Raw genomic sequence first — 17,288 nt, forward strand, 5'->3', positions numbered from 1 at the left:
GCGGTCCCAAGTGGCGCGCAAGCGCCGGGCGACATGGTGGCGCATTCCACTTCGTGACCCCGCAGGTCACCGCCCCATCAGGGAGCCACCATGTCGACGCTCGCCTCCGACACCCCGTCCCTCGTCGTCGCGCTCGCCGCCCTCGCCGAGAAGATCAACGGCCAGGTCCTGCTGCCCGGCAGCGACGCCTACCTGGCGGCCGCGACCCCGTGGAACGTGGCGGTGCCGACAGCGCCGGTAGCCGTCGTCGCGGTCGCCGACCCCGCCGACGTCGCCACGGCGGTGCGCTTCGCGGACGCCCACGACCTCGACGTCGTGGTGCAGGCGACCGGGCACGGGGCTCTGGCCCAGACCCGCCCGAGCCTGCTGGTGCACACCGGCGCCCTGGACGAGGTCGCCATCGACCCGGTGCGGCGGCTGGCCCGGGTCGGCGCCGGGGTGCGCTGGCAGCAGGTGCTCGACGCCGCCGCCGTGCACGGCCTCGGCGCGCTCGCCGGCTCCGCCCCGCACGTGGGCGTCGTCGGCTACCTCACCGGCGGTGGCCTGTCGCCGGTCGCCCGTAGCTTCGGCTACGGCAGCGACCTGGTGACGGCGTTCGACGTCGTCACCGGCGACGGCGTGGCCCGCCGGGCCACCGCGACCGAGAACCCGGCGCTGTTCTGGGGACTGCGCGGCGGCAAGGGCGCGCTGGGCGTCGTCACCGCCGTGGAGTTCGAACTGCTGGACGTCCAGGAGATCTACGGCGGCTGCCTCTACTTCGACGGCGCGGACGCCGACCGGGTCATGTCGGCGTGGAAGACCTGGTCGGCGGCGCTGCCGGAGCAGGCGTCGACGTCGATCGCCGTGCTGCGGCTGCCGCCGATGCCGGCGGTGCCGGCCCCGCTCGCCGGCCGTTGCACCGTCGCGGTCCGGTTCGCCTGGGTCGGCGACCCGGCCGACGGTGAGCGGGTGATCGACCCGATCCGCGGCCTGGCACCGGTGATCTTCGGCGGTGTCGACGTCCTGCCGTTCCCCGCGCTCGGCATGATCCACGCCGATCCGGTCGACCCGATGCCGGTCCACGAGCAGGCGGTGCTGCTGCGCGAGCTGCCCGACACGGCGGTGCGCACCCTGCTCGCGCTGACCGGCCCCGCGGCCGACTGCCCCCAGGTCATCGTCGAGCTGCGGCTGCTCGGCGGGGCGCTCGCCCGCGAGCCCCGTCAGCCGAGCGCCGTCTGCCACCGCGACGCCGCCTACTCGCTGCTGACGATCGGCATCGCGGCGCCGCCGCTGGCCGCGGCGACGACCGGCCACGCCACCGAGGTGATGGCCGCGATGGAACCGTGGTCCGGCGGCCTCGGCGCGCCGAACTTCGGCGCGACCACCGACCCGGCGCTGGTCGCGCGCAAGTACGACGCGCCCGCCCTGTCCCGGCTCGCCACGCTGACCGCCAGCTACGACCCGAACGGCCGGATCGCGTCGGCACACCCGGTGCGCGCGGCCGCCGCCGCCCGCGCCCGCTCCTGACCACACACTCGCCGGTCCGCGCGAGCAGCCCAGGCACCGACCTGGGCTGCCAGCCACCGCCCTCGTGATCAAGGCCCACATCTGTGACTTCGCACAGACGATCACTGCCCATCGGAGCCCGCCCGCATCGCGGCCGACGATCGGCGTGCTGGACACTCGTTCGTGTGCTTGGGCGGGAGGCGTGACATGAGCGGCGTGACGACATCCGGGACGGGAAGCCCGGTTGGTTATCTGTGGATTCCGGCGGTCGACCTTTCCGCCGCCGCCGCGTTCTATCGGGATGTGTTCGGCTGGGAGGTCGACGAGCCTGGCCAGGGCACGGGCGCGGTCGGCTTCCGCGCGCCGGGCCTCATCGGCCAGCTCACCACCGACCTACCGGTCGGGCCCGGCGGGCCGTTGCTATGGCTCATGGCCGACGACCTCTACAAGGCGCTGCGCCTGGTCGAGCTGCGTGGCGGCCAGGTACTCGGGCGGCCGCGACGGCAGGGCGGCATCCGCTACCTCGTCCAGGTCAGCGATCCGGCCGGCAACAGGCTGGGCATCGCGGTGCCGGCCGGCCCGCCGCGGCCGCAGCCGCTGGTCGTCGCGCGCGACGTCGAGGCGTCCAGCCGCTGGTACCAGGAGCTGCTCGGGCTGCGCTCCGACCACGGCGGCAAGGACTACGAGCGGCTCGTCACCGCCGACGGCACCCTCGTCCTGCAGCTGCACCGCTGGGACGTCGAGCACGGCCACGGCCAGCTCGCCGACCCCGACCAGCCGATCGGCAACGGCGCGGTGCTGTGGTTCGGGGAGGTCGCCGACTTCGAGGGCGCCGTCGAGCGCGCCGGACGGCTCGGCGCGGCGGTGGTGCACCCGCCCATGCGCAACCCGCCCAGCGGCGAGGGCAACGGCCCGGCACACCGCGAGATCTGGCTGAAGGATCCCGACGGCTACACCGTCGTGATCGCCAGCCCGGACGGAGAGGACCACGAGCCAAGCTGAGCGCCCACGCCGCTCCCCGCACCGCCGGGCATCGCCCAGGCCCCGCATCGCGGCACCCGGGACTCCGTGCCCCCGCGCCGACAGGGCTCGCAATGCCAAAACCCCTGGTCAGCCTCGCTGGATCGGCCAGTGGCTGGTCGTCTATGCCGGCGAGTCCAATGCCCCGGACCAGCGCTTCAAGCGAATCGGCCTCTTCACGGACAGCGCCGCCGCCGGACCTCTGTCCTTCGTCAGCGCCAACAACGGCGTTCTCACGCTGACGGCGGACGCGACATCGCCAGGCGGAGCCCCTGACGGTAAGACAACGGTGACGTTCGACCTGTCGACCGACACATTCAGGTAGCCACGAGGCCGAGTGCCGCCGATGGACTTCTCCTTCTGATTGTCTGGCGGGAAACCCACGAGCAGCGCGCCGAGCCGCACCCAAGATCCCACCAGATCCTCGGCCTGTTCATGATCTGGTGAGATTCTCGGAGTCCCAGCTCCGAAAATCCCACCGGATCATTGACTGCCATCGACGGCCACCGCTGCCGGCAGGCTCCACCTGTGACTTGGCGACGACGACTACGACCTGCGGGTCTGCCTCCCATGGCCGCCCGGCCGAGCGAGCGTGCCGGTGATCTTTGACCACGCGGCTGCCAACGTACATAGAGCTGCACCCACCGGTGCTCGCTGTGCCTTTGCACCGCCAGGATGATCTCTTCATCCGGAACGGTGTCGAAGAACTTCTCGATGTCCAGGTCGATGACCCAGGACCGTTCCCAGCACCGCCTCTGGCACACCGCCACCGCCTCGAGCGCCGACCTGCCGGGGCAGTAGCCAGGACGTCGGCCCGCCGGGCACCGATCGGCCGCCCGTCGCCGAAGAAAATGATCACCCAGCTCGGCAAGCCGGTCGTTCGGCGAACGGCCCAGGTCGGGTCACGACCGTCGACGACCGAGGCACGCTTCGATCGATCTTGATCCCGAGTCGGTACTCCACCCTGGCCACGTACGAGGGCACCCCTGTCACAAACAGCCTTCCACGGCGACACATCGACCTACGATTGATCCCTATAGTCACCAACTGGTACCTCGGCGTTCTGCCGCCAGAGTCAGCAGTGCTCCGTTCGATGCTGGAGGCGCTCGTGCGGCCGAGCTGGGTCGAGCAGGTCACCACCGCCGCGCAGACCCTGGTACCGCCCGACCGCCGAGATCGGCCGCGACCGCGACCGCTTGCGCAGGCACGCCGCGTAGACGAGGGCGTGTACGCCGTATCGACGGCCCGGGGCCCGATCGGCGTCGATGCCATGATCGACCTGCACCTCGCACCCCGGGGAACGGACGCATCGGACCGGATGACGTACCGGGTGACCGCTGTAGAGGAAGGGCGAAGTGAACTGCGTGTGCGCGTCGCTCCGCACGCGCCGCACACCGGCCTGTGGCTGTGGGGAACCGCGAGGGCCGCGGGCTACCTCGAGCGCAACCTCGTCGAGTGCTGGAAGAATCTGGGCGACCCTGGACTCGCCAGCCAGATAGTCGACGGCATTCTCACTCCCGTACTGGCAACGGTGAACCAGGCCCCCGGACTGTCCAGCGACCAGGCGCGCGCCTACCACGCCTGTACGACCAACGGTGTACGGATGGTCTGGGGTCCTCCGGGCACGGGTAAGACAACCGTGCTCGCGAGAGCCATCGACGACCTGCTCACCCGAGGAAAGCGGGTGCTGCTGGTCTCCGCGACGAACATCGCCGTCGACAACGCACTACTCGGCGTCGTCCTCGCCCGCGACCCGCCGGCCGGAGAACTGGTCAGAGTGGGCCCGCCCGCCCTCGCCAGGATCGCTCAGGACGACCGGGTCTCACTCCCCCGCCTCGTGCAGGCACGCCTGCGGACACTGACGGGCCAGCTGGCGGAACTGGAGCAGAAGATCCGCCAGCTCGAGGGTGATCCCGCGCTGGCGCGACTTCAGGAGCTGGACGAACGCCTCGACGGCTTCGAGCTCGTGGCTCACCGCGCCGCCCAGGCCCGCGTCGAGCGGGACCGTGCCCTCGCGGCGCGCACAGACCAGCTGAGCGCCGCCGAGTCGCGGCTGCGTGCTGCCGAGGGCGCGCGCGACGAGCTGCACGCCGCCTGGGTGCGCGCCTGCGACGAGCTGGGAGCGATCAGCGCGGTGAGTGAACGGCTGGCCGAGGCCAGCCGCCTTCGCGCGGAGACGGCCCGGTTGGATGCCCACGCCGTCGCGGCGGCCGGCTCCCTCCGGGCCGTGGGAAGACGGCTGACGTCCCTACGCGAACGACGCGCGGCACTTCCGGGCGGCACGCCACGAGCCTGGCTGCGTAACCGAGCCGAACAGGCCCGCCTCGGCGCGGCCGTGGCCGAAGCCGAACGTTCGCTCGCCGCCGCGACGTGGGAGCACGACGAGGCCCGGCGGCTGGCCGACGAGCACCGTGCGCTGGCAACGCCCCTGGCCGCCGAGCATGAGTCGGCCGCCGCGCCGGTCACGGCCGGCGAGGTCACCCGGCGGCAGGGCGCCGTGGCCGATGCCCGGAAGGCCCTCAGGCGGGCACAGGCCTCCCTTGATGCGGCCTACCAGGAGGTCGAACGGCTTCGGGCGGTTCGTGCCCAGATTCTGGCGCGCGCCGGGGCGTCCGACCGGGATCGAGCCGTCATCGAGGCCGCCGAGCGCGCGGGGCTTCCCGCCCTGGCGGACGAACGCGCGGTGCTGTCGAAGACAGCCGCGTCTGTGCGGGACGAGCGCAGTGCGCTCGAACGACGCTACGAGCAGGTCCTGGAAGCGCTGGAGAAGTCCCGAACCGAGACAGAGCCCGCGATCATCAGAAAGGCACGCCTCGTCGCGGCGACCCTTACCCGGTTCCGGATCCACTCGGCCGTCTACGACGGCCCGTATGACGCCGTGTTCGTGGACGAGGCGGCGGCCGCGCTGCTCCCCGACCTTCTGCTCGCCGCGGCGAAGGCCCAGGAGACCGTCGTCCTGCTCGGTGACTTCCGCCAACTTGGCCCCGTCCGGCCGACCGTGGACGAATCCGCGCCGCATGCCCCCTGGCTCTTGCAGGACTGCTTCGCGCTGGTGGGCGTGACCGAACCCGCGACCGCGCTGGCCATGCCGGGTTGCGTGGCCCTGCGGACCACGCGCCGCTTCGGCCCGCAGCTGGTCGAGCTGGCCAACAGGATCGCCTACGACGGGGTGCTCGTCGCCGGTCGGCCCGCGCCGGCCTCGGCCGACGACGCCCAGATCGTCCTCGTCGATACCGACGGCCTTGACGGCCTCGGACTCGACGAGCTCGGGCGGGTGCGCCTGCCGGCCGGCCAGGCCGGGCGATGGTGGCTGGCGGGCAGCCTTCTCGCCCGTGCACTCGCCGAGCATCATCGCGAGCGCGGCGAGAGCTCCGGAATCATCACCCCTTACCGTGCGCAGGCCCTCGCCACCGTCGACTACCTCGACGATGTTGGCTCGCTGGGCGGCGACCCGCCCGTCGAAGCGGGAACAGCCCACACGTTCCAGGGCCGAGAGTTCGACGTCGCCATCGTCGATCTGGTCGAGGACGGCGGCGTTCCGGGCTGGGCGGCCCGGGCGTCGCTGCGCTCCGCGCGGCCGATGGACCGTGAGGGGGCGAAGCTTCTCAACGTCGCCATCACCCGTGCTCGGCATCGGGCCTACCTGCTGGTGAGCCGGCGCGCGGTCGCCGCCGCGTACGCCCGTTCCACGCTCGGCGCGGTCGGGCAGCTGGTCCGCGACGGCACGATCCACGTTGTCCGTGCCGTCGACCTCCTCGGGCTCCCCGACCCGGACGGGAAGGACGCCCCGCCCACGGACCCGCTGGTCGGTGAACTGTGGGAGGCGTTCCAGGGGCACGTCGTCGTGGAGAGGATCTACGACGAAGCCGGCTACGTCACGGCGGTGCGGGACGCGATCCAGGACGCCAACCACTCGGTGTGGATCTGGTCGCCGTGGTTCGGAGCCCGCCAGGACGCGCTGGTGCCCCTGCTCGCCCGGGCCCGGGACCGTGGCGTGACGGTCACGGCCTTCGTCGTCGACGAGAAGGACTGGGTGCACCGGCGCCAGCGCGCCAGCAGCCGACACCAGGACCGCCGGCTCGGCGAGCTTGCCGGCGCCGTGAGCCGTCTCGTCCGCCTCCGCCAGATGCACCAGAAGATCGTCATCGTCGACGACGAGACCGTCTTCGTCGGCAGCTACAACACGCTCTCCAGCACCGGCCGCCGCGAGATCATGATTCGCCACCGGGGACGGCGGTTCGCCGCGCAGGTCCTCCGCCACGAACGCGCGGCCCAGCTCGCCGAGCCACCCTCCTGCCCTAAAGAGGGCGCCGTCATGGACGGGGCCCGATCCGCGAGGGCGCAGGGCGACGGCTGGCACTGGGTGTGCCCCGCGTGCGGCACGCAGCAACAGCTCCCCCGGGATGACAACGCCACGAGGAGGACGCCGCGCGGTGGCGCAGGCTCCAGCGCCTGACGGCGGGCGAGAACGCTCCGGCGGCGGGCATCATGAGACGCGTGCCGTCCTACCGCCTGTTCGGCCCGGTCGAGGTGGTCCGCGACGGGCGGCCGGTCGCGCTGGGCGGGCCCAAGCAGCGCGCCGTGCTTGCGGCGCTGCTGCTCGACGCGGGCCGGGTCGTCTCCGTCGACCKCCTGGCCGACGCCGTCTGGGGCGACGAACACCCGCCGAGCATKCTGTCCAGCCTGCACGCCCATATCTCCAACCTGCGCCGGCTGCTGCGGGACGACGAGCGGGCGACGTCGCCGATCGTGCGCCGCAACCCCGGCTATGTCGCGGACGTCGCCGCCGACGAGATCGACCTGCGGCTGTTCGAGCGGGAATGCGACCGGGCGCGCGCCGCGGCCGAGACCGGTGACTGGCCGGCGACCGTCGAGGCCACCGAGCGCGCCGCGGCGCTGCGGCGGGGACCGTTGCTCGCCGAGTTCGCCGACGAGCCGTGGGTGCTGGCGGCGGCGGCGTCCGTGGAGGAGCGGTGGGCGCAGTGCGAGCAGCACGCGATCACGGGCCTCCTCGGCGTCGGGCGGGTCACCGCCGCCGTCTCGCGGTCCCGTGAGCTGCTGCTCGCCACGCCGCTCGCCGAGCAGGCCTGCTGGCTGCGCATGGTCGCCCTCTATCGAGCGGGACGGGCCGCGGAGGCGCTCGACGTGTTCCGCGAGCAGGCCCGGCGGATGGACGAGGAGCTGGGCCTGGACGTCGGCCCGGCGCTGCGCGACCTGCAGGGCGCGATCCTGCGCCAGGATGGCGAGCTCGACGCGTGGCCCGCGACCCCGGTCTCGTCGGATCCGACCAGCCGCGCCGGCACCGCCGGTGTCGCCGGTGTCGGGCTGGCCGTCGCCACCAGCGGCATCGCTCCTGGCGCGGCCGGCGCCACCAACGCCGGCGCCACCAGTGCCCACGCCGACGCGACCGGCGGCACCATGACGGACCGGGCGCGGCCGCCATCGGTCGACGACGACCTGGTCGGCCGGGCCCGGGAGGTGGCGGCGCTGGAGTCCGCGCTCGCCGAGGCGATCGCCGGCCCCGGCCGCTGGATGGTCCTGACCGGCCCGGCCGGAATCGGCAAGAGCCGGCTCGCCGAGGAGGCCGCGGGCAGCTGGCAGCGGGCCGGCGGGGTCGTCTCGCGCACCGGATGCCCCGACGACGTGGTGCCGCCATGGTGGCCCCTGCGCCAGCTGCTGCGTGACCTTGGCGCCGATCCGGACGACCTGCTGACCCCGCCGGCCGGCGTCGACGCCGACGCGGCCCGGTTCGTCGTCTACGACCGGGTGGCCGACGCGCTGGCCGACGCCGCCGCGGCCCGGCCGTTGCTGGTCGTGGCCGAGGACGTGCACTGGGCGGATCCGGCGTCGCTGCGGCTGCTCACCCATCTCGCGGGCGCGGCGGCGTTCCCCGGCCTCGCCGTCGTCGCCACCGCCCGGGACGTCTCCGGGAACCCCGAGCTCGCCCGGCTGCTCGCCGCCGTGTCCCGCCGGCACGGCTCCCGGCGCCTCGCCGTCCCGCCGCTCACCGAAGCCGAGGTGACCGAGCTCGCCGGCCGGGTCAGCGGGCAGGCCCTCGACGCCGCCGAGGCGGCCCAGCTCACCGACCGGACCGGCGGCAACCCGTTCTTCGTCTGCGAGTACGCCCGGCTGCCCGCCGAGGAACGGGCCAGCGGCCAGGTGCCGGTGGCCGTGCGCTCGGTGCTCGGCCAGCGGCTCGCCGGGCTCGACCTGGCCGTCATGCAGGTGCTGCGGGCCGCCGCGGTCATCGGCGACACCCTCGACATCGACCTGCTCGGACGGGTCACCCGGCTCGACCGCGACGAGCTCGCAGACCTGCTGGACGAGGCCGCGGACGAGCATGTCATCGTTCAGGCCGCCGGCACCGGGCGGTACATGTTCGCGCACGCCCTGCTGCGGGACGAGGTCGTGGCCGGCATCTCCGGCCTGCGCCGCCAGCGGCTGCACCTGCGGGTCGCCGAGGCGCTCGGCCCGGCCGGGGGCGGCGAGGCGCTCTCCCGGCGGGCGGCGCATCTCGTCGCGGCCTGGCCGCTCGCCGACGCCGCCGACGTGTTCGACGCCTGCCGGGCGGCGGCGCTCGACGCGGAGCGCCGGTGGTACTCCGAGGCGGCGGCGCACTGGTGGGGACAGGCGCTCGACGCGCTCGACCAGACCACCGGCGGTCGCGGCAGTGGTTCCGGCGATGGTCCCGGCGTCGACCGGGACGAGGTCGTCGTCGCGCGGGTGGCGGCACTCGCCAGGGCCGGCCGCGGGCAGACCCTGCTCGACGTGGTCGACGCGGGCCTGCTCGACGCGGTGCGCCGCGGGCGGCTGGACTCGGCGGGCAGGCTCGCCGCCGCCCTGCTGCGCACCAGCGGCTCATGGCCGTGGCCCGCCTACGGCGACGACCCGGCGCCGCTGCTGGCCCGCCTCGCCGGCCTGGAGACGCTGGTCACCGCCGACCCGGTCGCCCGCGTCCGGGTGCTGGCCGCGCTCGCGGTCGGAAGCTGCTACGACCCGGACGGCTCGGTGCCCGACCTGCTCAGCCAGCGGGCGATCGACCTCGCCGAGCAGACCGGTGACGACGAGGCCCTGGCCGACGCCCTGCTCGGCCGGGCGCTGGCGTTCTCCGGAATCGCCGAGCGGGCCGCCGAATCCCTCGACCTGCTCGACCGGCTCGCCGCGGTGCCGCACGCCAGCGCCCAGCTCGATGAGGTGATCGCGCACGGCCTGCGATACCTGGCGAAGACGGCACTCGGGGACCCGACGGCGGCCGACCACGTGCGGCTCGGCGCCGTCGGCAGTGACCTGCTGCGGCTGCCGGCGAGCCGAGTGCAGTTCCGCTGGGCACAGGGCTCTCTCGCGCTGTGGCGCGACGACGACCTGACCGCCGCGGAGGCGACCTACCGGCACGCCTCCGAGCTGCACCGCGAGACGGAGCTGTACCAGAGCGGCGCCTACCAGGCTGCCCTGCTGACCCTGCGCTGGGAACAGGGCCGGCCGCACGAGCCGGACGAGACGTTGCCGGTCGACATGTCCGCCCCGTGGACCGCGGCGCTGGCCGCGATCACCCAGGGCGGTCCCGGCACAGACGAGCTGGTAGCGGCCGAGATCGCCCGGTTCGAGCCGGTCACCTGGACCACCCACGGCCGGCTGACCATGCTCGCGCATGCGGTGGCCGACCGCGGCCTGCGGGAGCAGGTGGAGATCCTGTCGGCCCGGCTGGCCCCCGTCGCGCACTGCGCCGCCAACATCGGGCAGTGCGGCATGGTGGGCCCCGTCGCCCTCGGCCTCGCGCGGCTCGCCGCCCTGGCCGACGACCTGCCGGCGGCGCGGGCCCACCTGCGCACCGCCGCGGAGCTCGCCGCCCGTACCCACGGCATCGGCTCGCTGCTGCGCTGCCGGCTGTTCGCCGCCCAGCTCGCGGCGCGGGCCGGCGGGCCGGTCGACGACGCGGAGCTGCGCGACGTGGCAGAACGCGCGGACCGGCGCGGCATGGCCGGTGTCGCCCGGGACGCACGGGCGCTGCTCACCGAGCTCGCCACCGCGCCCTGACCACACCACGCCCTCACCACACCACGCCCTCACCACACCGCGCCCTGACCGCACCGCGCACCGGGCGCCGCCGCGCGCTGGCCGCGCCGCGGCTAGCCGCGCCGCGCGCTGGCCGCGGCTATTAGTGGTGGTGTTCTGGTTCCTGGTGCGCGGCCCGCTGGCGTTCGCCCCCCTGGCTTGCCACCTTGGCCCGCCGCTGCCGCCACTTCCGCTGCGCCTTCTCCTTCTTCAGCGCGGGGTCGTACTTCGTGCCGGTCAGCGGGCCGTTCTCGCCGAGCTCGGCCGGGCCCATGGCCTTGATCAGCATGGCGCGGAAGAAGTTGACGTGCCGGTAGCCCTTTTCGTCGGTGTCGCGCGTCTCGTCGGTGTCGCTCGTCGCCACGTCCCTCTCCTCACCTGGTCGCCCGGCACCCAGCTCGCGTGCCTGTCTGACGCAGATCGCCCGCGGACGGGGGCGGTAAACCTCGCCGGCGCGGCGCCCGCCCGTGACCTGACGGACACCGGTGAGCAGGCGGGAACCGAACCACGAGGTGGCCGAAATTCGTTCGCGCGGCCAAAATCCCGCCGATACGGTTCCTGGGTGCTTGATGAGGATGGCTACTTTCCGGAGGCGGTCGCGGCCCGGTACGACGCCACGGAGGCATCTCGGTTCGCGCCGGAGGACGTCGATCCTGCCGTAGACGTCCTGGCCGAGCTTGCCGGCGATGGCCGCGCGTTGGAGTTCGGCGTCGGTACCGGACGCCTCGCCCTCCCCCTCGCCCGCCGGGGCGTACCGGTGCACGGCATCGACCTCTCCCGGGCGATGGTGGCCCAGTTGCGGGCGAAACCGGCCGGAGACACGGTCGACGTGACGATCGGCGACTTCGCGACGACGACCGTCGAGGGCTCGTTCACCGTCGCCTACCTGGTCTTCAACACGATCAAGAACGTGACGACGCAGGATGGCCAGGTCGAGGTCTTCCGCAACGCCGCCGCGCACCTCGAGCCGGGCGGCTGCTTCGTCGTCGAGGTCAACGTGCCAGCGCTGCGCAGCCTGCCGCCCGGGCAGAACGTCCTGCCGTGTGACGTCGGCTCGCAGAGCTGGTCCTACGACGTGTTCGACGTCGCCACCCAGCGGATGAGCTCCAACTACGTCGAGATCGTCGACGGCCGCGGCACGGTCCGCTCGATCCCGTTCCGCTACGTCTGGCCGGCGGAGCTCGACCTGATGGCCAGGCTTGCGGGGCTCCGTCTGCGCGATCGCTGGTCCACCTGGTCTGGAGCCCCCTTCACCAGCGAAAGCCGCCAGCACATCTCGATCTGGCAGAAGCCGACCGCGCCGTAGCCTCGCCCCCGGCCACGCTCGCCCGGGAGTACGCGACTGATTGATCACCGCTGTGTGCCGCCGTGGTCGCGACCTGATGGGGTCAGTCGCGGCAGGGTCAACGACAAATCCTGCCCATCCGCGCATATGAACGGGGCTGCCGCGCGATCGGCGCACGCTAGGATCCCTCGTGATCGTTCGCCGCCCGGTCGGCGGGAATGGCGAATTCGACGTCTCGGCGGGAGTCAAGGGCCCGTCAACGGGGGCAGCCATGACCAAAGCGCCGACCGGTCGGCGGTTTCTTCTATGCGTCGGCGTCGAACGCTACGCCCACCTTCCACACGGTGAACTCCCCGCCGTCGGGCAGGACGTCGCGAGAGTGACCCGGCTGTTCACTGACCTCGGCTATGAGGTGCCTCTGCCTGGCCTCGGGCAGTATTCGTCCGCGTCCCACGTGAAGGAGGTGCTGAGCCACTGGTGCCGGGACGCCGCGCTGGGCCCGGAAGACCTGGTCACCCTTTACTACGGCGGCCACGGCGTGACGGTCGACGGCGACCGGCACTACCTGCTGTGCTGGGACAGCCGGTCGGATGACCTCGCGGCGAGCGCGCTCGCCACCGAGGACCTGGTGCGGATCCTCACCGGCGGCCAGCTCGGCAACGTCCTCCTTCTGCTCGACGCCTGTTACGCAGGCGCTGGTGCCGCGGACGGCGCTACCCTCGCGCTCCAGTCCCTGAGCCGCCGGCTTTCCACGTCGAACGCGAGCACCGGAATGTGGTTCCTGTCGTCGGCCCGAGCCGCGGACCAGGCGGTAGACGGCGCGTTCGGTGCATTGCTGCCTCGCGCCGTCGACGCGGCGGCTGTGCGCGCCGGCCAGCGGCAGCGTTTCATCGACCTGGCCGAGCTGGTCGACACGATCAACACGCTGTTCCGCGAGCACGGCCTGGACCAACGGACGGAACTGGCGGCCGGGCTGGTAACCGGCCTTGCTCCGTTTCTACCGAACACCGGCTACCAGGAGACACTTCCGCCAGTTGGCACGGATCTCGAGACCCAACTGCTCGCCGCGAAGCGCGACCTCGTCGACCACTTCGGCCCACGCTCCCGCGGCGTCGAGTACGAATCCGAACGAGGACTGTACTTCCGAGGCCGCGAGAAATTGCTGCGCGAACTGGTCTCCTGGCTGACCGACGAGCAATCGGATGGCAAGGGACGCATCGTTACGGGCAATCCCGGATCGGGCAAGTCCGCAGTGCTCGGACGCGTCGTCGCAATGTCGGACCCGGTGTACCGGCGTTCGCTCGATCTCGACGACGTCGATCCCGAGCTGACGTTGCCGGCCGGCGTGGTCGACGTCGCCGTCCATGCCCGGCACAAGCGGCTCGAGGAGGTGGTGCAGCAGATCGGCACCCAACTGGGCGCGCCCGCCGACGGCACCAGCCGGCTGCTGCAGGAGGTGAGCCGGCGGGCACGCGAAGGGTGTGTCGTGGTCGTCGTCGACGCGCTCGACGAGGCAGGCTCCGGCACGTACTCCGACACCGCCGCGCGCAGAGAGCCCAGGCGCATCGCACGCGAGCTGCTGCGACCTCTGTCGGAGATTCCCGGCGTGCGGCTACTCGTCGGCACCCGACGTGACCTGCTAGGCGCGCTCGGGCCCACATTGCGAACGCTCGACATCGACAGGTCCGGATACCTGGGGGCGGACGACATCGCCGGTTACGTCCGGGCGGTGCTGCTCTCCGAGGACCAACCGGAGGTCTCGACGCCCTATCGCGGTCAGCGCGACCTCGCGGACGTCGTCGGGCAGGCCGTGGCCCAGCGCGCGGACGGTGTGTTCCTCGTGGCCCGGATGACGTCCCGCAGTCTGCGCTCCGCGCCGGTGCCCATCGACGTCACGGACCCGGACTGGGCGGACCGGCTGCCGACGGAGATCGGCGAGGCCTTCGACGACTACCTGGCCCGGTTCGGGCCGGACGAGGAGCGGGTGCGCCGCATGCTCGCCCCGCTGGCCTTCGCCGAGGGGCACGGCCTGCCGCGAGGAATCCTGTGGGCGCAGCTGGCGACCGTGTTCGCCGGATCGGTCTGCACGGACGAGGACATCGGCGCGTTGCTGCGGGAGGCCGCCGCCTACATCGCCGAGGTCGTCGACCCCGCCGGCCGCTCGGTGTACCGGCTGTACCACCAAGCGCTCGCCGAACACCTGCGGTCGGATCCGCGGTTCCCGCAGCGGGACGCGCAACGGCGCATCTCACGGTCGCTGGTGAGCGGGGTGCCGCCCCGAGCTGGCAACTCGGATGGTGTGACGGCATCCGACGACCACGCGGCTCGCCGCGACTGGTGGCGGGCCAGCGCCTATGTCCGCGAGCACCTGCCGACCCACGCGGCCGCGGGTGGCGTACTTGACCAGCTCGTCGAGGACCCTGGATTTCTGCTCGCGGTCGACCAGGGCACGCTGCTGCGGGCCTTCTCCTCGGTCCAGTCGGCGGCGGGACGGGCTGCCCGCAAGGCCTATGAGCAAACTGCGAACCGGCTACGGGAGACCGCACCGCTGCCCGAGCGAGCCGCATACCTGCAGCTGTCCGCTCGCCGCTGCGGTGCCGACGAACTCGCCGGGCTCCTCGAGCGGCTAGACGTCGACCTCCCATGGTCGACGCTGTGGACCTGGTGGTCGCCAACCGGTGTTCATCGGCAGATTAGCGGCCACACCGAGCCCATCACCGCCGTCGTCCTGGGAGACCTAGACGGTCAGCCGATCGTGGTCTCTGGGGATGCTGGCGGCAACGTGCGTGTCTGGGATCTTCTCAGCCTGGAGCCGCTGGGAGGTTCCTTCAAGGCCGACGACCGGCGCATCACTGCGCTCGCTCTGGGTGAGCTGGATGAATATTCGGTACTTCTCGTGGGCGGGGCAGAGGGCTGTGTCCGCATTCTCGATCTCTCGACGCGGGAGGAGATCCGCCCGCCGCTACGTGGACACACGAATGGCGTCACGGCGATCGCCGTCGGGTCATCCGACGGCGAGGCGATTGTCGCCACCGGCAGCCGGGATGGCGCAGCGTTGGTTTGGCGGCTGYGCGACGGCGCCCGGCTAGGGCCGCCGATCGTGGGGCACCGTAGCGTAGTCCACGCGGTCGCGCTGGGTCGGCTCGACGGCGCCGACGTGCTGTTGACCGGCGGCGCCGACAACCAGGTCAGGGTATGGCGGGTCGGTTCGGGTGAGGCGATCGGCCGGCCCTTCATCGGCCATTCGAACAGTGTCAACCAGGTTGGCGTCGGTCTATTGCAGGGCAGGCCGATCGTCGTGACAGGCAGCTCCGACGGCACCTGGGGACGGTGGGACATCGCCAGCGGGCAACAGATCGGCGAGCCGGTCGGCGCCCACCGGCGAGGGATTAAAGGCCTCGCGCTCGGCTACCTTCGCGGTCGCGCGATCGTCGTGACTTGCGGTGACACGGCGCGCATCTGGGACCTGGAATCCGGCCAGCCAATTGGGCAGCCGCTCGTCGGCCATTCGGGACCGGTTTTTGCCGTAGCGGTGCGCGATGCCGGCAGCCGGCCAGTGGTGGTCACCGGCGGCGACGACCGTGTCGTACGGATCTGGGACATCGCGGCCGAACAACCTCCGGACGAACACACCCAGACCGTCAGCGCCCTGCAGACCGGGAGCGTCGCAGGCAGGCCGGTCGTCGTAACGGGAAGTCGGGACACGACCGCACTGGTCTGGGACCTCCTAACCGGAGAGCCCGTGACGGCACCGCTGCGCGGCCATCGCCAGGACGTGACCGCCTTGGCGCTCGGTTACGCCCGGGGAACTGACGTTCTCGCCACTGGCAGCCCCGACTGTGAGGTGCGCGTCTGGGACCTGGTGACCCAGCGCCAACTTGGTCCGACGCTGGTCGGGCACAGCAACAGCATCTCCGCCCTGACGTTCGCGCAGGTGGCCGGCGAACAGGTGCTCCTGACAGGCAGCGTCGACGGCACGGTGAGGGTGTGGGAAGTGGRCACCGGCAGGGCTGTCGTAGAGCCGTTGACCGGGCTGAACGCGGACCTGGATTTCCTCATGGTCGCGGAGGCCGATGGTGGCACGGTCGTCATTGCGTCTAGCGTTACCGGATCGAGCTACCTGTGGAAGCTCGCTGCGGAGATCTCAGGCCATGCTCTTCCGAAAATCCCCGAGCACAGTCGAGTTCTAGCGGACGCGTGCCATGGTGGTACACCGATCCTGCTACTGACTGACCGAGCCAACAACCTGACGCTGTGGGACGTGGTTACCGGCACACCTGCCAGTCAGACCGCGCCCGGACCGGGTAGTGTTCTTAGTGCCCGCCTCGTTCACCACGAAGGACGTGAACTTGCGATCCTCCGATGCTTCGACCGGGCCGTCGTCTGGGACATCGCCGATGGYCGACAGGTCGGACGTCCGCTGATCGACACTCTCTATGACCGCCGCACCTGGGTTACAGCGATTTCCTCCCAGGGCCAACTAATAGGCGTGGTGACCCGATCACAGGGCGACCAGGTGCAGCCGTGGGACGTCGAGAGCGGCAGACCCACGACTTATAGGATCGGCAGCGGAGATATGAGCGTATCCGGTCTGCAGGTGTCATCGTACGGAAACTCCCGGAGGTTGGTTGGCGCCTTCGGCACAGATGTCGTTCGAATCTGGGATCTGGAAAGCGGAAATACATACCTATCGCCAATTCTGGCCTACTACGCGACAGGTGTGCACTTCTTTCCCGACGACGATCCGGAGTCGATTTTCGTGGCCGACATCAATGGATGCTGGATTCACAACATGAGGCACGTATCTGATCCCCGAAAGATCTTAGGAAGATTTCAAGGGATAGTCCTACTGACAGCAGACGGCAAGCCTGCGCTCGCCACCGGAGACGACGACAACATCGTTGTACTCGATCAGATCTCTGGAGCTAGACTTCGGTCTTTGACAGGTCATTCTGGAAGGATCATGGAGCTGGCCGCAGCGGTGGTCCAAGAGCGGTGCCTGCTGGCGAGCGCCGCCGGCGACGCGACCGCGCGGATCTGGGACGTTGAGTCTGGCGAGGCGATCGCGACGTTCGCGGGCCACGGCGGGGAAGTCAACACGGTCGCGTTCGGCCGACTCGCCGAGGCGGACGTCGTCGTAACGGGCGATGACGACGGCGCGGTCCGCATCTGGAACCTGGCGACGCGGGAGCAGGTCGGCCATTGCATGACCACGCATGCAAGCTGGATCAGCGCCGTCCGCTGCGTCGCCGACGGCCCCAACCTGCTGTGCGCCACTGGCAGCAACGATGGTCTTGTCCGAGTATGGGATGTCTCGGATAAGAGGCTGCTCGCCGAGATCACGATGGCGACCGTAGTCCGGGATCTCGCCATTACCTCGGATCGCCGCCTTCTTGTTGCAACCAACTCCGGGCTGGCTGCCTTCCACGTTCGCCAATGACGTTCG

General features: G+C 71.6%; 7 protein-coding genes. 6 read left to right on the plus strand and 1 reads right to left on the minus strand.

What is annotated here, in order from left to right:
* Window positions 1-90 precede the first annotated feature (90 nt).
* From BCD49_RS32270 to BCD49_RS32285, 4 genes are all read left to right on the plus strand, one after another.
* A complete protein-coding gene (locus BCD49_RS32270; protein WP_007511914.1) occupies window positions 91-1,506 on the plus strand; it encodes an FAD-binding oxidoreductase in 1,416 nt (471 codons plus the stop codon).
* A gap of 186 nt (window positions 1,507-1,692) precedes the next feature.
* Window positions 1,693-2,487: a VOC family protein gene (locus tag BCD49_RS41310; RefSeq protein ID WP_007511913.1), complete on the plus strand. Its 795-nt coding sequence runs from the start codon at window positions 1,693-1,695 to the stop codon at window positions 2,485-2,487.
* Between the two features lie 1,099 nt (window positions 2,488-3,586).
* The gene (locus BCD49_RS32280; protein WP_027140666.1) at window positions 3,587-6,961 is read left to right on the plus strand and encodes an AAA domain-containing protein; all 3,375 of its coding nucleotides are present in this window, start codon (window positions 3,587-3,589) and stop codon (window positions 6,959-6,961) included.
* A 32-nt stretch (window positions 6,962-6,993) separates the two neighbouring features.
* Window positions 6,994-10,539 carry a BTAD domain-containing putative transcriptional regulator gene (locus tag BCD49_RS32285; RefSeq protein WP_083401830.1) on the plus strand — a complete coding sequence of 1,182 codons (3,546 nt, stop codon included), beginning with the start codon at window positions 6,994-6,996 and terminating at the stop codon, window positions 10,537-10,539.
* A gap of 121 nt (window positions 10,540-10,660) precedes the next feature.
* Here the strand turns inward: BCD49_RS32285 and BCD49_RS32290 are convergent, their stop codons facing one another.
* Complete coding sequence (locus tag BCD49_RS32290; protein ID WP_007511906.1) at window positions 10,661-10,921, minus strand: hypothetical protein; 261 nt, start codon at window positions 10,919-10,921, stop codon at window positions 10,661-10,663.
* 198 nt (window positions 10,922-11,119) lie between these two features.
* Here BCD49_RS32290 and BCD49_RS32295 point away from each other — a divergent pair, with 198 nt between their 5' ends.
* Both BCD49_RS32295 and BCD49_RS32300 read left to right on the plus strand, forming a co-directional pair.
* A complete protein-coding gene (locus BCD49_RS32295) occupies window positions 11,120-11,863 on the plus strand; it encodes a class I SAM-dependent DNA methyltransferase (RefSeq protein ID WP_007511904.1) in 744 nt (247 codons plus the stop codon).
* Window positions 11,864-12,032: 169 nt separating this feature from the next.
* Window positions 12,033-17,282 (plus strand): caspase family protein, encoded by a 5,250-nt coding sequence (locus tag BCD49_RS32300; protein WP_131803602.1) that lies wholly within the window; start codon window positions 12,033-12,035, stop codon window positions 17,280-17,282.
* Window positions 17,283-17,288 lie beyond the last annotated feature (6 nt).

The sequence above is a fragment of the Pseudofrankia sp. EUN1h genome (assembly GCF_001854645.1).
In the GTDB taxonomy this organism is placed as follows: Bacteria; Actinomycetota; Actinomycetes; order Frankiales; family Frankiaceae; genus Pseudofrankia; species Pseudofrankia saprophytica.